The 17,645-nt window shown below is 66.2% G+C and carries 15 protein-coding genes; all 15 read right to left on the reverse strand.

Annotated elements, in window-relative coordinates:
* Positions 1 to 56: 56 nt before the first annotated feature.
* Positions 57 to 1,844 (reverse strand): acyl-CoA dehydrogenase C-terminal domain-containing protein, encoded by a 1,788-nt coding sequence (locus MRS60_RS14535; protein ID WP_105391401.1) that lies wholly within the window; start codon positions 1,842 to 1,844, stop codon positions 57 to 59.
* 58 nt (positions 1,845 to 1,902) lie between these two features.
* Complete coding sequence (locus MRS60_RS14540) at positions 1,903 to 2,502, reverse strand: TetR/AcrR family transcriptional regulator (protein WP_034179000.1); 600 nt, start codon at positions 2,500 to 2,502, stop codon at positions 1,903 to 1,905.
* A gap of 200 nt (positions 2,503 to 2,702) precedes the next feature.
* Positions 2,703 to 3,977, reverse strand: a complete 1,275-nt coding sequence (gene clsB / locus MRS60_RS14545; protein ID WP_243564898.1) for a cardiolipin synthase ClsB — start codon at positions 3,975 to 3,977, stop codon at positions 2,703 to 2,705.
* On the reverse strand, positions 3,974 to 4,468 hold the full coding sequence (nudB, locus tag MRS60_RS14550) for a dihydroneopterin triphosphate diphosphatase (protein ID WP_243564899.1): 495 nt from the start codon (positions 4,466 to 4,468) through the stop codon (positions 3,974 to 3,976). Before nudB ends, clsB begins: the two co-directional genes overlap by 4 nt.
* Before the next feature lie 160 nt (positions 4,469 to 4,628).
* Positions 4,629 to 6,431, reverse strand: coding sequence for an aspartate--tRNA ligase (gene aspS / locus MRS60_RS14555; RefSeq protein ID WP_034179002.1), 1,803 nt, complete (start codon positions 6,429 to 6,431; stop codon positions 4,629 to 4,631).
* 67 nt (positions 6,432 to 6,498) lie between these two features.
* Entirely contained in the window at positions 6,499 to 7,149 is a 651-nt protein-coding gene (locus MRS60_RS14560) for a DUF502 domain-containing protein (protein WP_034179003.1), read from the reverse strand.
* A gap of 61 nt (positions 7,150 to 7,210) precedes the next feature.
* On the reverse strand, positions 7,211 to 7,561 hold the full coding sequence (locus MRS60_RS14565; RefSeq protein ID WP_243564900.1) for an FmdB family zinc ribbon protein: 351 nt from the start codon (positions 7,559 to 7,561) through the stop codon (positions 7,211 to 7,213).
* Between the two features lie 95 nt (positions 7,562 to 7,656).
* Positions 7,657 to 8,283 carry a TPMT family class I SAM-dependent methyltransferase gene (locus MRS60_RS14570; RefSeq protein WP_243564901.1) on the reverse strand — a complete coding sequence of 209 codons (627 nt, stop codon included), beginning with the start codon at positions 8,281 to 8,283 and terminating at the stop codon, positions 7,657 to 7,659.
* 17 nt (positions 8,284 to 8,300) lie between these two features.
* Complete coding sequence (gene ubiB / locus MRS60_RS14575; protein WP_034179005.1) at positions 8,301 to 9,878, reverse strand: ubiquinone biosynthesis regulatory protein kinase UbiB; 1,578 nt, start codon at positions 9,876 to 9,878, stop codon at positions 8,301 to 8,303.
* A gap of 12 nt (positions 9,879 to 9,890) precedes the next feature.
* Positions 9,891 to 10,517 (reverse strand): ubiquinone biosynthesis accessory factor UbiJ, encoded by a 627-nt coding sequence (locus tag MRS60_RS14580; RefSeq protein ID WP_034179006.1) that lies wholly within the window; start codon positions 10,515 to 10,517, stop codon positions 9,891 to 9,893.
* A 164-nt stretch (positions 10,518 to 10,681) separates the two neighbouring features.
* Positions 10,682 to 11,722 carry a Tim44 domain-containing protein gene (locus MRS60_RS14585; protein WP_034179007.1) on the reverse strand — a complete coding sequence of 347 codons (1,041 nt, stop codon included), beginning with the start codon at positions 11,720 to 11,722 and terminating at the stop codon, positions 10,682 to 10,684.
* 41 nt (positions 11,723 to 11,763) lie between these two features.
* Positions 11,764 to 12,495 carry a bifunctional demethylmenaquinone methyltransferase/2-methoxy-6-polyprenyl-1,4-benzoquinol methylase UbiE gene (ubiE, locus tag MRS60_RS14590; RefSeq protein WP_072443509.1) on the reverse strand — a complete coding sequence of 244 codons (732 nt, stop codon included), beginning with the start codon at positions 12,493 to 12,495 and terminating at the stop codon, positions 11,764 to 11,766.
* Between the two features lie 52 nt (positions 12,496 to 12,547).
* Positions 12,548 to 12,961, reverse strand: a complete 414-nt coding sequence (locus tag MRS60_RS14595; protein WP_034179009.1) for a gamma-butyrobetaine hydroxylase-like domain-containing protein — start codon at positions 12,959 to 12,961, stop codon at positions 12,548 to 12,550.
* Positions 12,958 to 13,401, reverse strand: a complete 444-nt coding sequence (locus MRS60_RS14600) for an HIT family protein (RefSeq protein WP_034179010.1) — start codon at positions 13,399 to 13,401, stop codon at positions 12,958 to 12,960. Before MRS60_RS14600 ends, MRS60_RS14595 begins: the two co-directional genes overlap by 4 nt.
* Before the next feature lie 87 nt (positions 13,402 to 13,488).
* Positions 13,489 to 17,514, reverse strand: coding sequence for a DUF3683 domain-containing protein (locus MRS60_RS14605; RefSeq protein ID WP_034179011.1), 4,026 nt, complete (start codon positions 17,512 to 17,514; stop codon positions 13,489 to 13,491).
* Between the last annotated feature and the right edge of the window lie 131 nt (positions 17,515 to 17,645).

Below are 17,645 nucleotides of genomic sequence, written 5' to 3' on the forward strand. Positions count from 1 at the left end.
AGTACCAGGAACCGTTGCGTTCGGGCGGTACGCATCGCGCACCGCCCGGACTCGCGTCAGAACAGCGATTCGTCGACTTCCATCAGCGTCTTCGAGCCGGCGCGCGCGGCGCGGATCGTCGATGCCGTCTCGGGCAGCAGGCGCGCGAAGTAGAAGCGGGCAGTCGCGAGCTTCGATTTGTAGAACGGATCGCCCGACGCTTCGTTGTCGAGTGCGATGCGCGCCATCCGCGCCCAGAAGTACGAGAACACCAGGTGGCCGACGGTGCGCAGGTACGGCACGGCGGCAGCGCCGACTTCGTCGGGGTTCTGCATCGCCTTCATGCCGATTTCCATCGTCAGCTTCTGCACCTTGTCGCCGATGTCGGCGAGCGGGTTGATGAACTCGGCCATTTCCGGCTTCACGCCTTCGGCTTCCGCGAATTCCGTGACGAGCTTGCCGAACTTCTTCAGCTTCGCGCCCATGTCGCCGAGCACCTTGCGGCCCAGCAGGTCGAGCGACTGGATCGAGTTCGTGCCTTCGTAGATCATGTTGATCCGCGCGTCGCGCACGTATTGCTCCATGCCCCACTCGGAGATGAAGCCGTGGCCGCCGTAGATCTGCATCGCGTGGTTCGTGCACTCGAACGCGTTGTCGGTCAGGAACGCCTTGATGATCGGCGTGAGCAGCGCGACGAGGTCGGCCGCTTCCTTGCGCACCGCTTCATCGGCGTGCGACAGCTCCTTGTCGATCTGCAGCGCGGACCAGTACGTGAACGCGCGCGCGCCTTCCGCATACGCCTTCTGCGTGAGCAGCATGCGGCGCACGTCCGGGTGCACGATGATCGGGTCGGCCGGCTTGTCCGGTGCCTTCGGGCCCGTCAGCGAGCGCATCTGCAGGCGCTCCTTCGCATACGCGAGCGAGTTCTGGTACGCGACTTCCGTGAGGCCGAGGCCCTGCGCGCCGACGCCGAGGCGGGCCGCGTTCATCATCACGAACATCGCGTTCAAGCCCTTGTTCGGCTCGCCGACCATCCAGCCCTTCGCGTTGTCGAGGTTCATTACGCAGGTCGAGTTGCCGTGGATGCCCATCTTGTGCTCGATCGAGCCGCACTTGATACCGTTGCGCTCGCCCGGCTCGCCCGCTGCATCGGGAATGAACTTCGGCACGATGAACAGCGAGATCCCCTTCGTGCCCTGCGGCGCATCCGGCAAGCGCGCGAGCACGAGATGGACGATGTTCTCCGCCATGTCGTGTTCGCCGCTCGAGATGAAGATCTTCGTGCCGCTGATCGAGTAGGAGCCGTCGCCGTTCGGTTCGGCCTTGGTGCGCAGGATGCCGAGGTCGGTGCCGCAGTGCGGCTCGGTCAGGCACATCGTGCCGGTCCATTCGCCCGTCACGAGCTTCGGCAGGTAGGCCTTCTGCAGTTCCGGTGCGCCGTGTGCGTGCAGGCATTCGTACGCGCCGTGCGACAGGCCCGGATACATCGTCCATGCCTGGTTCGCCGAGTTCATCATCTCGTAGAGCGCGTTGTTCACGAACGCAGGCAGGCCCTGGCCGCCGTAGTCCGGATCGCAGCCGAGCGCCGGCCAGCCGGCCTCGACGTATTGCCGGTAGGCTTCCTTGAAGCCGGTCGGGGTCTTCACGACGCCGTCGCCTTCATACGTGCAGCCTTCGCGGTCGCCGACCTGGTTCAGCGGGAACAGCACCTCGGAGCAGAACTTGCCCGCCTCCTCGAGGACCTGGTTGATCGTGTCGGCGTCGAGGTCCGCATGCTTGGGCATTTGCTTGACTTCGGCTTCGACGTTCAGAAGCTCGTGCAACACGAATTGCATGTCGCGCAGCGGCGCGGCGTACTGTCCCATGACTCTCTCCAAAGGTGGGCAAAACGGCTCGAGCTCCTGGCGGGCGGATCACGCGCCGCTAACGGCTCTCGCTCTGATACGAAACAATCGTCTTTTCCAGCGCGGCCCACGTGAGGCGCACGGCATCCGGCGAATGCAGGAAACGTGCGTCGTGATGCAGGCCGAGCGTGAAGCTGTACAACTCGAAGAGCATCAGGTCCGGATCGGTATCCGTGCGCAGATGCCCCTCTTCCATCGCCTGCGAAATGGCGCGCAGCAACGCGGCACGCCAGGCGGTCACGCTCGCGATCAACTGCTCGCGCACGGGGCTGTCCGGCCGGTCGTCGTACTCCACTGCGCCGCTGATGTAGATGCATCCAGTCGTCACCTCCTGAATGCGCTTCTCGATCCAGCGCGCCAGCATCGCCCGCAGACGCGGCAGACCGCGCGCTTCGCGCAGGCTCGGAAAGAACACCTCGTTTTCGAAACGATGGTGATACTCGCGGACGACCTCGACCTGCAGGTCCTCGCGCGATCCGAAGTGCGCGAACACGCCACTCTTGCTCATCTGCATGCGCTCGGCCAGCAGGCCGATCGTCAGCCCCTCCAGCCCGTCACGGCTGGCGAGGTCCAAAGCAGCTTCAAGTATCGCGGCACGCGTCTGTTCGCCTTTTCGCATAGCTATTTCTGTAACCGTTCGGGGGTTCGAATAAAATCGAACGGCCGTACTATTATTGAGTGCGGCCGCTCGCGAAACAAGGAAATTATTAGAAACCGGTGTCTAACCGAGCCGCTATTTTGCGCGATTCCGGCGGGACCGGAGCGGCTTTTCCGCACGAACGTGCGGATAGATTTTTTGAAGCGAACGCTTAGTCCGCGTCAGTCGTAACTGCCGACCGTCAGCGCCTTCATCACGACGCGATACACCGTATAGGCGAGCCAGTTCAGCATACGCTCGATGCGCGGGCGCGCGGCGAATCGCGCGGCGTCGATCTCCCGGCCGTCGGCGAACGCGGCCGCGATCGCGTCGCGCAGTTCGTTCGTGACCGAATCGTAGCGCACCAGCACGACGTTCGCCTCATTGTTCAGCATCAGGCTCAGCGCGTCCAGATTCGACGATCCGACCGTCGCCCAGTTGTCGTCGATCACGGCCACCTTGCCGTGCAGCATCGTCTTGTCGTATTCGGCAACGCGCACGCCCGCGCGCAGCAGCGTGTGATAGAGGAACGGCACGGCCGTATCGAGCGCCGCGAACTCCTTGCGGCCGATCAGGACCCGCACGTCGACGCCGCGTCGCGCGGCGCCCGTCAGCGCACGGCGCAGCTTGCGGCCGGGCATGAAATACGGATTCGCGACCAGGATCCGCTGGCGCGCCTGGCCGATCGCCGCGAGATAGGCCTTCTCGATCGCGCGGCGGTTCACGACGTTGTCGCGCGCGACGAACGCGACGCTCGGCTCCGTCACGACCCGCAGCGCGCCGGCCTTGATCCACCGGTGGCTGCGTATCCAGCGCCGGAACATGTCGGGGAACGCTTCGCCGCCATGCAGCCCGGCCGCGTACTGTGCGTACGGCTTGTGACCGAACAGGATCCGGTGCCACTGCAGCTCGAACGCGGCGCGCACGTCGGATACTGCCGGCCCCGCCATCTCGACCGCGAAATCCCAGCGCGGAAACGGCAGCGTCGTGCCGTTTTGCGCGTAGTCGTCGATGATGTTGATGCCGCCGCAGAAAGCGGCCGCGTGATCGATCACCGCGAGCTTGCGGTGCGTGCGCGAGAAGCCGAAGCGGCCGAACAGGAAACGGTTGTAGATGCAGTGCTCGACGCCGGCCTCTGCCCACGTGTCGAACAGCGGCAGGCGCGCGGTGCCGACGCCGTCGGTGATCACGCGCACGCGCACGCCGCGCTGCGCCGCGCGGATCAGCGCATCCGATACCGGCCGGCCGGCCGCATCGTCGCAGAAGATATAGGTTTCGAGCATCACCTGCTCGCGCGCGGCATCGATCCGCTCGATCAGTGCCCGGAAGAATTCGCCGCCGCCCTCGCACAACCGCACCGTGTTGCCCCCCGTGAACGCGAGCCGCGACGCCGAGCCGCGTTCCTGCAGGAACATCTGCCGCAATTGCGCGAAGCGCTTGCGAGCCTCCGCAGTCATGCGGACGAGCCGTGCGGCGTGCGCGCGAGCGCGACGCGCACGGGCAATTGCAGGATCGCCTCGGCGTTCGACGGCGAGAAGCAGCGCGCGGCCGCCTCGCGGAACGGCAGCCACGCGTGATCCACATGCTCGCGCGGCGACAGCGTCACGTCGACGCGATGCGGCACGCACAGGCCGAACCAGTGCTCGGTGTTGCGCGTGACGCCCGGTGCGTAGCGGTGCAGGTATTGCGGATAGATCGTGTATTCGATCCGGTGGCGCCAGTCGACCAGCGCGGTGGCCGGCACGTCCGGCGTGCCGACCGAGATGCCGGTTTCCTCGGCCACTTCGCGCGCGGCGGTGACCGCGAGCGGCTCGTCGAGCGCGTCCTTCGATCCGGTCACCGATTGCCAGAAATCGGGCTGGTCGGCACGCTTGATCACCAGCACATCGAGGTCGGGTGTGTAGATCACGACGAGAACGGATTCGGGTATTTTCGGCGGCTTCGTCATCGTTGTTTCATGCGGCACGGGGCCGCGCGCCGGGCATGTGCTCCGAACGTGCGGCAAGTGCTGCGACTGTACCGCAAAAAATGAAAAAGGCGCATCGCGGCGCCTTTTTCAGTTGCGTCGTGTGCGCGTCACCGCACACACGACCGGGTGCGAAGGAGTGTTAAGCCTTCGGCTGTTCCGGCTGACGCAGACGGATGTGCAGTTCGCGCAGCTGACGCTCGTCGACCGGGCTCGGTGCCTGCGTGAGCAGATCCTGCGCACGCTGCGTCTTCGGGAACGCGATCACGTCGCGGATCGAGTCGGCGCCGGCCATCATCGTGACGATGCGGTCGAGGCCGAAGGCGATACCGCCGTGCGGCGGCGCGCCGTACTGCAGCGCGTCGAGCAGGAAGCCGAACTTAAGTTGTGCCTCTTCCGCACCGATCTTCAGCGCGCGGAACACCTTGCTCTGCACTTCCTCGCGGTGGATACGCACCGAGCCGCCGCCGATTTCCCAGCCATTCAGCACCATGTCGTATGCCTTCGCGAGGCAGCGGCCCGGATCGGTCTCGAGGTACTCGAGGTGCTCGTCCTTCGGGCTCGTGAACGGGTGGTGCGCAGCGACGTAGCGCGCATCTTCGTCGTCGTATTCGAACATCGGGAAATCGACGACCCACAGCGGCTTCCAGCCGGCCTGGACGAGGCCGTTCGCCTTGCCGAATTCGGAATGGCCGATCTTCAGGCGCAGCGCGCCGAGGCTGTCGTTGACGACCTTCGCGCGATCTGCCGCGAAGAAGATGATGTCGCCGTCTTCAGCGCCGGTGCGCTCGAGGATCGCCGCGATCGACGCGTCGTGCAGGTTCTTGACGATCGGGCTCTGCAGGCCGTCGCGGCCCTTCGCCTTCTCGTTGACCTTGATCCATGCGAGGCCCTTCGCGCCGTAGATGCGCACGAATTCCGTGTAGCCGTCGATGTCGCCGCGCGACAGCTCGCCGCCCTTCGGCACGCGCAGCGCCGCGACACGGCCGTCCTTCGCGTTGGCCGGCGTGCTGAACACCTTGAAGTCGACGTCCTTCATCGCGTCGGTCAGCTCGGTGAATTCGAGCTGCACGCGCAGGTCCGGCTTGTCCGAACCGAAACGCGCCATCGCTTCCGAGTACGGCATCACCGGGAACGTCGCGTCGAGCTCGACGTCGATCGTCGTCTTGAAGATGTGACGGATCATGTCCTCGAACAGGTCACGGATTTCCTGCTCGCCGAGGAACGACGTCTCGCAGTCGATCTGCGTGAATTCCGGCTGACGGTCGGCACGGAGGTCTTCGTCGCGGAAGCACTTGGTGATCTGGTAGTAACGGTCGAAGTTCGCGACCATCAGCAGCTGCTTGAACAGCTGCGGCGACTGCGGCAGCGCGAAGAACTGGCCCGCGTTCACGCGCGACGGCACGAGGTAGTCGCGCGCACCTTCCGGCGTGCTCTTCGTCAGCATCGGCGTTTCGATGTCGATGAAGCCCTGCTCGTCGAGGTACTTGCGCGCCTCGATCGCGACGCGGTAGCGCAGGCGCAGGTTGTGCTGCATCTGCGGACGGCGCAGGTCGAGCACGCGGTGCGTGAGACGCGTCGTTTCCGACAGGTTGTCGTCGTCGAGCTGGAACGGCGGCGTGACCGACGCGTTCAGCACGTTCAGTTCGTGGCACAGCACTTCGATCTTGCCGCTCTTCAGGCCGGCGTTGACCGTGCCGTCCGGACGGTTGCGCACGAGGCCCTTGATCTGCACGCAGAACTCGTTGCGCACGCCTTCGGCGGTCGCGAACATCTCCGCGCGATCCGGGTCGCACACCACCTGCACGAGGCCTTCACGATCGCGCAGGTCGATGAAGATCACACCGCCGTGATCGCGGCGGCGCTGCACCCAGCCGCACAGCGACACGGTTTGGCCCAGCAGGTGTTCGGTCACGAGACCGCAGTATTCAGTACGCATCGACATGATGTTTGCTTTCGTTCGGTTTGATCAACGGGTGCCGCAACGCGCGGCCCGGGCGATGATTCTTTACTTACAGCGGCGGCTCGACGGGGCGGCGGGCGGGCGCCGGAGCCGGCGCCGGGGGCGCCACGACGCCCATCGAGACGATGTACTTCAGCGCGGCATCGACCGACATGTCGAGTTCGATGACTTCGCTCTTCGGCAGCATCAGGAAGAAGCCCGACGTCGGGTTCGGCGTCGTCGGGATATACACGCTCACGTACTCTTCCGTCAGATGATTGAGCACGTCGCCGCCGGGCGTGCCGGTCAGAAACGCGATCGTATACGAGCCGCGGCGCGGGTATTCGATCAGCAGCGCCTTGCGGAACGCGTTGCCGCTGCTCGACAGCAGCGTGTCCGACACCTGCTTGACGCTCGTGTAGATCGGCCCGACCACCGGGATGTGGCGCACGACCGCGTTCCACCAGGTGACGAGCTTCTGGCCGATGAAATTCCGCGTGGCCAGCCCGACGATGAAGATGAACGCGAGCGTCAGCACCGCGCCGATCCCCGGCAGGTGGAAGCCGAGCAGCCGCTCGGGCTGCCACGATTCGGGCAGCAGGAGCAGCGTCTGGTCCATCGTGCCGATGATGAGACCGAGCACCCACAGCGTGATCGCGAGCGGGACGAGAACCAGCAGGCCGGTCAGAAACACCGATTTCAGGGTCGTCTTTTTCATCATCTGCCGTCAATGAACCGCGCCGTCGGCGCGGGGTGGTCGCGGCCCGGCCGGGCCGCGACGGTCAACTGCTGGCGGCGGCGGGCGCTGCGGCCGGGGTCGGCGCGGCGCTCGTCGTCGTGCTTTCGGAACTGCTCGATGCAGCCGGCGCGTCCGCTGCGGGCGTGGCCGCCGCAGCGGCTGCCGGCGCCGCGTCGCCCGACGCCGTCGCCGGTGCGCTGGCGCCGCCCGAGCCGCCGCGGAAATCGGTGACATACCAACCCGAACCCTTCAGTTGGAAGCCCGCGGCAGTGACCTGCTTGCGAAACGCATCCTTCCCGCATTGCGGGCACTGCGACAGCGGCGCGTCGCTCATCTTCTGGAGCACGTCCTTCGCGAAACCACACGCTTCGCATCGATAGGCGTAGATCGGCATGATATTTTTCCCGCGGAAACTGGAAACGGCTTGCAAAACCTTGAATTATAGCCGAAACCTCGGCGCGCTCCGGCAACGGCCGTGACGCCCGCGCATCAGCGGCGGCGCCACGTGAGCCAGCGCTCGTGCCCTTCGAACACCGGCAGCGAATCGGTCACGGGCAAATCCTCGATCAGTTCGAAGTGCGGCGCGAGCAGCGCGTCGAGTTCGGCACGCTCGATCCCGAACGGCGGCCCTTTCGGTTTCGCCGTCAGGAAGAAATAGCCGGCCAGCAATCCGCCTGCCGGCAGCAGCTCGGCCATCCGTGCCGCATAGTCGGCGCGCAGGCTCGGCGGCAGCGCGCACAGGAACGCACGCTCGTACACCCACTGCACGTCGAACGGCGGCCGGTACGCGAAGAAATCGGCCTGCTCGACGACGTCCGCATGCGCGCCGAGCCGCGCCTTCGCGGCAGCCACCGCCTGCGCGGCGAAATCGATCGCGCGCACGGGCCAGCCGGCCTGCGCGAGCCACCCGGCCTCCTGCGCACTGCCGCAGCCGGGAATCAGCACCGCGCACGGCTCGAGCCGGTGCGCGAACACGCGAAAGCCGTCCGGCACGCCGCCGAATTCCCACGGCGTCACGCCGCGCTCGAAACGCTCGTCCCAGAACGATGCGTTGCCGGGGTCGCGCATCGCGAAATCGGCGGCCGCCGGTGCGGCCGGTTGCTTCGGATCGGACATCGCGCTGCTCCTTTCGGTCATGCGCCGTACGCGAGCGCCAGCAGCACGCGCGCGACGAGCGCCCCGACGCCGACGGCGAGGCCGAAGATCAGCAGCGCCTGCAGCAGCCGGTTCGTACGCTTCTGCTCGACGAGGACCTGACGCATCAGGTCCTCGCTCGCGGCACGCGGCGCGTCATGGCGCGCCGCCATCGCGTGATGGATCAGGCGCGGCAGTTGCGGCAGCGTCTTGCTCCACTGCGGCGCCTCGACCTTGAAACGCTCGTACCAGCCGCGCAGGCCGATCTGCTCGGTCATCCAGCGCTCGAGGTAAGGCTTCGCGGTCTTCCACAGGTCGAGTTCGGGGTCGAGCGAGCGGCCGAGCCCTTCGACGTTCAGCATGGTCTTCTGCAGCAGCACGAGCTGCGGCTGGATCTCGACGTTGAAGCGGCGCGACGTCGAGAACAGGCGCATCAGCACCTGGCCGAGCGAGATGTCCTTCAGCGCACGGTCGAAATACGGCTCGCACACCGCGCGGATCGCGCTTTCGAGCTCCTCGACGCGCGTCTCGGGCGGCACCCAGCCCGATTCGAGGTGGAGCGTCGCGACGCGGTGATAGTCGCGCTTGAAGAACGCGAGGAAGTTCTGCGCGAGGTAGTTCTTGTCGAAATCGGACAGCGCGCCGACGATCCCGAAATCGAGCGCGATGTAGCGGCCGAACGTGTTCGGGTCGAGGCTCACCTGGATGTTGCCGGGGTGCATGTCCGCATGGAAGAAGCCGTCGCGGAACACCTGCGTGAAGAAGATCTCGACGCCTTCGCGCGCAAGCTTCTTGATGTCGACGCCGGCCGAGCGCAGCGTCTCGACCTGGCTGATCGGCACGCCGGTCATGCGCTCCATCACGAGCACCTGCGACGTCGAAAAATCCCAGAACATCTCGGGCACGAGCAGCAGGTCGAGGCCCGCGAAATTGCGGCGCAGCTGGCTGCCGTTCGCGGCCTCGCGCATCAGGTCGAGCTCGTCGTGCAGGTACTTGTCGAATTCGGCGACGACCTCGCGCGGCTTCAGGCGCCGGCCGTCGGCCCACATGCGCTCGGTCCAGATCGCGATGTCGCGCATCAGCGCGAGATCCGAATCGATCACGGACAGCATGTTCGGGCGCAGCACCTTCACGGCGACGGCCTTGCCCGCGTGCACGCCCTGCTTGAGCTTCGCGAAATGCACCTGCGCGATCGACGCGCTCGCGATCGGCTCGCGCTCGAATTCGTCGAACAGCTCGTCGACCGGCGCACCGAGCGACTTCTCGATGATCGCGATCGCGACCGCCGAATCGAACGGCGGCACCTGGTCCTGCAGCTTCGCGAGTTCGTTCGCGAAATCGACCGACAGCAGGTCGCGGCGCGTCGACAGCACCTGGCCGAACTTCACGAAGATCGGGCCGAGGCTTTCGAGCGCGTGACGCAGCCGCACGGCGGGCGGATCGGAATAGCGGCGGCCGATCGTCGTGATCCGCAGCAGCAGCTTCACGCGCCGGTCGTCGATCCGGGACAGCATCACTTCGTCGAGGCCAAAGCGGATGACGGTGTAGACAATCTTGATGAAACGGAAAATGCGCATGCCCTGCGGCCCTCAGTGCGCGCCGCGCGGGCCTGAACCCGTGCGCGCGCCGATTTTTTGTTCGAGTCGCTCGACCCGCTTTTCGACCCGCGCGAGCGCATCGCGTGCGCGCGCCAGTTCGGCGTCGAAGCCGCCGAGCGCCGTGCGCCGGACGACTTGCGGATTCTCGTCGAGCCAGTACTCGGCGACGGAATCAAGCACGTTGCGGCCGGTACGTCGCGCGCGTGCGCCGGCATCGCGCACGACCGTCGCGATCCGGTGTGCCGCCGCGTCGCCGACCAGCTTCGCGAGATCTTCTTCCGGTTCCCAGCGCAGGTGCTCGGCAAGCTTCGCGATCTGCGTCGCGAACTCCGCATCGCCGTCGATCTTCACGTGCTTCATCACGGCCGCCTGGCCGCCCTGCAGGAACGCGGCGAGCGTGTCGCCCGCGAGTGCGATCGACACGTCGACCTGTTGCGCATCGTGCGCGTCGACAGCCGACAGATAGCCGTCGGGCTGCACCAGCAGCGTGAGCGTGACGGGGGGCACGTCGATCCGGGCAGTCTTGCCCGCATACGGAATCAGGCGGTCGCGCGCCCACGATTCGCGCGCGAGCAGGTGATTGACAGCAGCAGCAAAAGGCTTGGCGGCAAAGGTCATCGGGCTGGGAAAGAAAAAACCCGCGCAGGCCGGGCGCCCACGCGGGTTTCTATTGTAACGTCGGATCGTCGGCAGACCGTGCCCGACCGTACAGCCGGGCGGCAAGCGGTCGCAGTGCAGCGGCGCTCGCCCGGGCATCCGGCGGCGCGGGCCGCCGGTCACGCTCAGTGCGTGTTGAGTTGCTGGATGCCCGCGAGCAGCCAGCCCTGACTGCCCGACTTCGACAGGTTCCACACTTCGTCGAACGGCGCGGCCGACGCATTCGCCGATTCGCGGATCAGGCCGTGGAAGCGCACGCTCGCCGACTGCTCGATGCCGCGATCCTCGATCGCGACCAGTTCCGCGTCGAGCTGCACGACGTCGGTCTGGTTCGACTCGTTGCCGCGCGAATCGAGGTCGATCTTGATCTCGGCGAACATTTCGGGCGTCGTGAACTCGCGGATGTCGGCCAGGTTGCCCTGGTCCCACGCAGCCTGCAGGCGCACGAAATAGACCTTCGCGCTGCGCAGGAACGCTTCGGTGTCGAAGCCGGCCGGCACCTGGAGCGGTGCGGCCGAGGCCATCGCACCCGCCGCCGCGCCGGCAGCCGCGGCACCGCCGCCGAACACGCCCTGCGCTTCGTTCGCGTAGCTGCTGCCGCTGCCCGCCTGATTGCTGCCGGTGTTGCCCTGCTGGAACGACGGGCTTTGCGAGTAGCCGCCCGACGACGATGCCGAACCGCCGACCGAATACGCCGGCTCCTGCGAGCGACGGCGATTCATGAACTTGCGCACCAGCCAGATGCCGATCATCGCGAGCAGCGCGATCACGATGATGTTCGACATCATGCCGGCAAACGCTTCGCCGAGACCGAAGTGCGACAGCAGCGCCGCGATGCCGAGACCGGCCGCGAGGCCGGCGATCGGCCCGAGCCAGCGCGAGCGGTTGGGCTGCGCGGCCGGCGCGGGCGCGGCCGGGTTGGCACGTTGCGCCTGCGACGGCGCGGCCTGCTGCATCGGCTGCTGCGCGGGCGGCGTGGCCTGGCGCTGCGTGACGGTGGAATTCTGGCGGCCGATGCTGCGCCCGCCACCCATGCGCCGGGCTTCGGCGTCGAGCGACGCGAACGTGCCGGCCGTGAGCAGGCCGACCATCAGCAGCGTGCCGACCCGTCGAGCCCACGGCTTCGACGGCTTGCTACGGTTGAACAACGAACGCGATTCGGACATCACTTTCTCCAGATGTAAGACAAATGTATGGGAAGAACCCCTTAGTACTTGGTTCCCATATGTAAAGCTACCACGCCACCTGACAAATTGTAATATTTGACGGCATCGAGGCCCGCTTGTTCCATCATCGTCTTCAGCGTGTCCTGATCGGGGTGCATCCGGATAGATTCAGCAAGATACCGGTAACTTTCAGCATCTTTCGCGAACTTGTCGCCAAGCCACGGTAATACTTTGAAAGAATACAGATCGTACGCTTTTTTCAGCGGATCCCAGACTTTCGAGAATTCCAGCACCATCACGCGGCCCCCGGGCTTCGTCACGCGGCGCATTTCCGCCAGCGCGGCGTCCTTGTGCGTCATGTTGCGCAGCCCGAACGCGACCGTGACGACATCGAAGTAGTTGTCCGGAAAGGGAGTTTTCTCCGCGTCGCACAGCAGCGACGGCGTCACGATGCCCTTGTCGAGCAGCCGGTCGCGGCCGACGCGCAGCATCGATTCGTTGATGTCCGTGTGCCAGACTTCGCCCGTCGGCCCGGCCGCCTTCGCGAACGACTTGGTCAGGTCGCCGGTGCCGGCCGCGATATCGAGCACCTTGAAGCCGGGGCGCACGTTCGCCTGCGCGATCGTGAACGCCTTCCACGCGCGGTGCATGCCCGCCGACATCAGGTCGTTCATCAGATCGTAGTTGCTCGCGACCGAATGGAACACACCCGCCACTTTCTTCGCTTTTTCGTTTTCCTCGACGCTTTCGAAGCCGAAGTGGGTTTTGCTCATCGCGTTGATCCTCAGTAAATGGCAAGACGGCGCCGAGCGGGCGCCGTCGATTTCAGTGGCAGTGGCCGTGCGGCGCCGCGGCCGCCTGCATCGGGGCGTCGCGATCGGCGCCCGCCGCCTTCAGTTTGTCGAAATAGTCGCGCCACAGCGCGTCCTGCTGCGTCGCCAGTTCGTACAGCAGGTCCCATGAGTAGATGCCGGTCGAATGGCCGTCGGAGAACGTCGGCTGCAGCGCATAGTTGCCGACGCCTTCGAGCGCGGTGATCGTCACCTCGCGCTTGCCCGTCTGCAGCGTCTCCTGGCCGGGCCCGTGGCCGCGCACCTCGGCCGACGGCGAATAGACGCGCATCAGCTCGAACGGAATCCGGTAGCTGTCGCCGTTCGGGTACTGCAATTCGAGCACGCGCGACACCGCGTGCACGACGACGCCGGACGGAATCGGCGTCGTGGAAGTCAAACCGCTCATGGCTGCCTCGAATCGGTCGTTCGTTGAATTTCCTCGCGCACCGCATTGTGCAGCAGCGAGGCCTGCGCGGCGCGCGTGCGCAGCAGCGCCTCGGACACGCCGCGCTGGCGCGGCGCCCACACGGGCTGCGGGAAATGGGCGTCGTTCGAGAAGCGCGGGATCACGTGCCAGTGCACATGCGGCACCATGTTGCCGAGGCTCGCGAGATTCACCTTGTTCGGCTGCATCACGCGGCGCACGGCCCGCTCGACCGCGTAGACCACGCGCATCAGATGTGCCCGCTCGGGCTCGCCGAGATCGGAAAACTCAGCCACGTGCGCACCCCAGATCACCCGGCAGAAGCCCGGGTAGTCGTGCTCGCCCGTTGCCAGCACGACGCGCAGCGCGTCGTCCCGCCAGAGCAGCTCGCCGCCGTCTTCACGGCAAAACACGCATTCCATCGTCGCTCCCATGTGGGCGGGCGCCCGCGCATCGGCGCCGGCGCCCGCTCTCATCCCAAGCCCGGTCGGGCGGTCGTCATGCCCGCATTAGACCAGCACGCGCTCGATCCCGCCATGGTTCGCCCGTGCGACATAATCGGCCATCCAGTTCTCGCCGAGCACCTGGCGCGCGATCTCGACCACGATGTAGTCGGCCTCGATGTTCGCATCCTCGTTGTAGCGCGACAGGCCCTGCAGGCACGACGGGCAGCTCGTCAGGATCTTCACGTCCGGGCCGTTCGCGGCCGCTGCGGCCGGCGCCGGCGCATCGCCGGCGACGACCGGGATGCTGCGCAGCTTCGCCGCGCCCTTGCGGATTTCCTCTTCCTTGCGGAAGCGGACCTGCGTCGACACGTCCGGGCGCGTGACCGCGAGCGTGCCCGATTCGCCGCAGCAACGGTCGTTCTTCTCGATCTTGTAGCCGTCCTTCTCCGCGCCCATCAGCTCGTTGACGAGCTTGACCGGGTCCATCGTCTTGATCGGCGTGTGGCACGGGTCGTGATACATGTAGCGCGTGCCCGTCACGCCGTCGAGCTTCATCCCCTTCTCGAGCAGGAACTCGTGGATGTCGATGATCCGGCAGCCGGGGAAGATCTTGTCGAATTCATAGCCGGCGAGCTGGTCGTAACACGTGCCGCACGACACGACCACTGTCTTGATGTCGAGGTAGTTCAGCGTGTTCGCGACGCGGTGGAACAGCACGCGGTTGTCGGTGACGATCTTCTCGGCCTTGTCGTACTGCCCCGCGCCGCGCTGCGGATAACCGCAGCACAGGTAGCCCGGCGGCAGCACCGTCTGCACGCCGGCTTCCCACAGCATCGCCTGCGTCGCCAGGCCGACCTGCGAGAACAGGCGCTCGGAGCCGCAGCCCGGGAAGTAGAACACCGCTTCCGAATCGACGGTCGTCGCTTTCGGGTTGCGGATGATCGGCACGATCTTGTTGTCCTCGATGTCGAGCAGCGCGCGCGCCGTCTTCTTCGGCAGGTTGCCCGGCATCTTCTTGTTGACGAAGTGGATCACCTGCTGGACGACGGGCGGCTTGCCGACGGTCGCCGGCGGGTGCTGCGTCTGCTTCTTCACGACGTTCTTCAGCATGTCGTTCGCGAAGCGCTGCACCTTGTAGCCGACGCCCATCATCACGCTGCGCGCGGCGTTGATCGTCTGCGGATTGGTCGCGTTCAGGAAGAACATGCCCGCCGCGCTGCCCGGGTTGAACTTCTTCTTGCCCATCTTGCGCAACAGGTTGCGCATGTTCATCGTGACGTCGCCGAAGTCGATCTTCACCGGGCACGGCGTCGCGCACTTGTGGCACACCGTGCAATGGTCGGCCACGTCGTTGAACTCGTCCCAGTGCTTGATCGACACGCCGCGGCGCGTCTGTTCCTCGTACAGGAACGCCTCGATCAGCAGCGACGTCGCAAGGATCTTGTTGCGCGGGCTGTACAGCAGGTTCGCGCGCGGCACGTGGGTCGCGCACACCGGCTTGCACTTGCCGCAGCGCAGGCAGTCCTTCACCGAATCGGCGATCGCGCCGATGTCGGACTGCTGCATGATCAGCGACTCGTAGCCCATCAGCCCGAAGCTCGGCGTATACGCGTTGCGAAGATCGGCGCCTTCGAGCAGCTTGCCCTTGTTGAAGCGGCCGTTCGGGTCGACGCGCTGCTTGTACGCGCGGAATTCGGCGATCTCGTCGTCGGTCAGGAACTCGAGCTTCGTGATGCCGATCCCGTGCTCGCCGGAGATCACGCCGTCGAGCGAGCGCGCGAGCTTCATGATGCGTGCAACCGACGCGTGCGCGTCCTGCAGCATCTCGTAGTTGTCGGAGTTGACCGGGATGTTCGTATGGACGTTGCCGTCGCCCGCGTGCATGTGCAGCGCGACGAATACGCGGCCGCGCAGCACCTGCTTGTGGATCGCCTGCGCCTCGTCGAGGATCTGCTTGAACGCGCCGCCGTTGAAGATCGCGCGCAGCTCCGCGCGGATCTCCTGCTTCCACGAGATGCGGACCGTGCGGTCCTGCGTGATGTGGAACACGGTCGCGCCCGGCTGCTCGTCCGCGCGATCCGCGAACTTCTCGGCCAGCGCCTCGTAGCCGAGCTGCACGAGGTAGTGCTGCGCCTCGCGCAACGGCTGGTCGAGCCGGTCGCGCACGAATTCCCAGCGGGCACGCACGCGCTTGAGCAGCTCCAGAGCCTGCTGGACGCGGTCTTCGAGCAGCTCGGCGCTCGGGATCTCGTTCGCGTCGTCGGTCTTGCCGAGCGGCAGGTTGCCGCCGCGGAAGAACGCTTCGAGCGCGTCGACGAGCTGCAGCTTGTTCTTCAGCGACAGCTCGATGTTGATCCGCTCGATGCCGTCGGTGTACTCGCCCATCCGGTTCAGCGGGATGACGACGTCCTCGTTGATCTTGAACGCGTTCGTGTGCTTCGCAATCGCGGCCGTGCGGCTGCGGTCGAGCCAGAAGCGCTTGCGCGCCTCCGCGCTGACCGCGACGAAACCCTCGCCGCTCTTGCCGTTCGCCATCCGGATCACTTCGGACGTCGCGTGCGCGACCGCATCCGCATCGTCGCCGACGATGTCGCCGATCAGCACCATCTTCGGGAACGAATTGCGCTTGCTCTTGGTCGCGTAGCCGACCGCGCGCAGGTAGCGCTCGTCGAGGTGCTCGAGGCCCGCGAGGATCGCGCCGCCCTGCTTCGACGTCTCGAACAGGTAGTCCTTGATTTCGACGATGCTCGGGATCGCCTCGCGCGCCTGGCCGAAGAATTCGAGGCAGACGGTGCGCGTATGCGCGGGCATCTTGTGCAGCACCCAGCGCGCGGACGTGATGAGCCCGTCGCAGCCTTCCTTCTGCACGCCCGGCAGGCCGGCGAGGAACTTGTCGGTCACGTCCTTGCCGAGCCCTTCCTTGCGGAACCGGCGGCCTTCGATCTCGAGCATCTCGGTGCGCAGCAGCTTCTCGCCCGGCGCGTACGCGCCGTCGAACCACTTCAGCTCGAAACGCGCGACCGCGATGTCGTGGATCTTGCCCTGGTTGTGCTCGTGGCGCGTGACTTCGAGCCAGTTGCCGTCCGGGTCGACCATCCGCCACCAGGCCAGGTTGTCGAGCGCGGTGCCCCACAGCACGGCCTTCTTGCCGCCCGCGTTCATCGCGACGTTGCCGCCGATGCACGATGCGTCGAGCGAGGTCGGATCGACCGCGAACACGTAGCCGGCCGCCTCGGCCGCTTCGGTCACGCGGCGCGTGACGACGCCCGCGCCGGAGAAGATCGTCGGCACCTTGTGCGCGACGCCCGGCAGCTCGGTCAACTCGACCGCACCGAGCTGTTCGAGCTTCTCGGTGTTGATCACCGCGGAGAACGGCGTGAGCGGCACCGCGCCGCCCGTGTAGCCGGTGCCGCCGCCGCGCGGAATCACCGTCAGGCCGAGCTCGAAGCAGGCCTTGATCAGGCCCGCGATCTCGGCTTCGGTATCGGGCGTCAGCACGACGAACGGGTATTCGACGCGCCAGTCGGTCGCGTCGGTGACGTGCGACACGCGCGACAGCCCGTCGAAGCGGATGTTGTCCTTCTGCGTGCAGCGGCCGAGCGCCTTGGTCGCGCGGCGGCGCAGGTCGGCCATTTTCTCGAATTCGTCGGCGAACTCGTTGACCGCACGCTGCGCGGCGGCTTCGAGCATCTCGACGCGCAACGCGCGCTCGCGGCCCGCGTCGTCGCGGTGCGCGGTGAGATCCGCGCTGCGGCGCTTGCCGATCTCGGTCAGGCGGTGGTTCAGCGCCTCGATCAGCAGCGCGCGGCGCTTCGGGTTGTCGAGCAGGTCGTCCTGCAGGTACGGATTGCGCCGCACGACCCAGATATCGCCGAGCACTTCATACAGCATCCGTGCCGAGCGACCCGTACGGCGTTCGGCGCGCAGCTCGTCGAGCACCGACCACGCCTCTTCGCCGAGCAGGCGGATCACGATCTCGCGATCCGAGAAGGACGTGTAGTTGTAGGGGATCTCGCGCAACCGCGGCGCGGGGTCGGCGGCGACGGCGGCGGCCGCGCCATTCGGATCGAAAACTTGTGGTGCGTTCATGTTCGGACGACTCGGAGGGCCGATACCCCGTGCACGGGCGTCGGCAAGCGCGTGGGCGCAATCTTGGGGAAATCTGTTCTGTTACCAGGCGCGCGGCTGTCCTTCATGGGGCCGGAGCGGGCGTTGATTCG

This window comes from Burkholderia pyrrocinia, from assembly GCF_022809715.1.
Lineage (GTDB): Bacteria > Pseudomonadota > Gammaproteobacteria > Burkholderiales > Burkholderiaceae > Burkholderia > Burkholderia pyrrocinia_C.

Bases quoted from the DNA above. Each gene is read 5' to 3' on its own strand.
- MRS60_RS14540 (WP_034179000.1), bottom strand. From the start codon at position 2,502: ATGCGAAAAGGCGAACAGACGCGTGCCGCGATACTTGAAGCTGCTTTG.
- MRS60_RS14585 (WP_034179007.1), bottom strand. From the start codon at position 11,722: ATGTCCGAATCGCGTTCGTTGTTCAACCGTAGCAAGCCGTCGAAGCCG.
- aspS (WP_034179002.1), bottom strand. From the start codon at position 6,431: ATGTCGATGCGTACTGAATACTGCGGTCTCGTGACCGAACACCTGCTG.
- nudB (WP_243564899.1), bottom strand. From the start codon at position 4,468: ATGACGAAGCCGCCGAAAATACCCGAATCCGTTCTCGTCGTGATCTAC.
- ubiE (WP_072443509.1), bottom strand. From the start codon at position 12,495: ATGAGCAAAACCCACTTCGGCTTCGAAAGCGTCGAGGAAAACGAAAAA.
- clsB (WP_243564898.1), bottom strand. From the start codon at position 3,977: ATGACTGCGGAGGCTCGCAAGCGCTTCGCGCAATTGCGGCAGATGTTC.
- MRS60_RS14560 (WP_034179003.1), bottom strand. From the start codon at position 7,149: ATGATGAAAAAGACGACCCTGAAATCGGTGTTTCTGACCGGCCTGCTG.
- MRS60_RS14570 (WP_243564901.1), bottom strand. From the start codon at position 8,283: ATGTCCGATCCGAAGCAACCGGCCGCACCGGCGGCCGCCGATTTCGCG.
- MRS60_RS14535 (WP_105391401.1), bottom strand. From the start codon at position 1,844: ATGGGACAGTACGCCGCGCCGCTGCGCGACATGCAATTCGTGTTGCAC.
- MRS60_RS14595 (WP_034179009.1), bottom strand. From the start codon at position 12,961: ATGAGCGGTTTGACTTCCACGACGCCGATTCCGTCCGGCGTCGTCGTG.
- MRS60_RS14605 (WP_034179011.1), bottom strand. From the start codon at position 17,514: ATGAACGCACCACAAGTTTTCGATCCGAATGGCGCGGCCGCCGCCGTC.
- ubiB (WP_034179005.1), bottom strand. From the start codon at position 9,878: ATGCGCATTTTCCGTTTCATCAAGATTGTCTACACCGTCATCCGCTTT.
- MRS60_RS14580 (WP_034179006.1), bottom strand. From the start codon at position 10,517: ATGACCTTTGCCGCCAAGCCTTTTGCTGCTGCTGTCAATCACCTGCTC.
- MRS60_RS14565 (WP_243564900.1), bottom strand. From the start codon at position 7,561: ATGCCGATCTACGCCTATCGATGCGAAGCGTGTGGTTTCGCGAAGGAC.
- MRS60_RS14600 (WP_034179010.1), bottom strand. From the start codon at position 13,401: ATGGAATGCGTGTTTTGCCGTGAAGACGGCGGCGAGCTGCTCTGGCGG.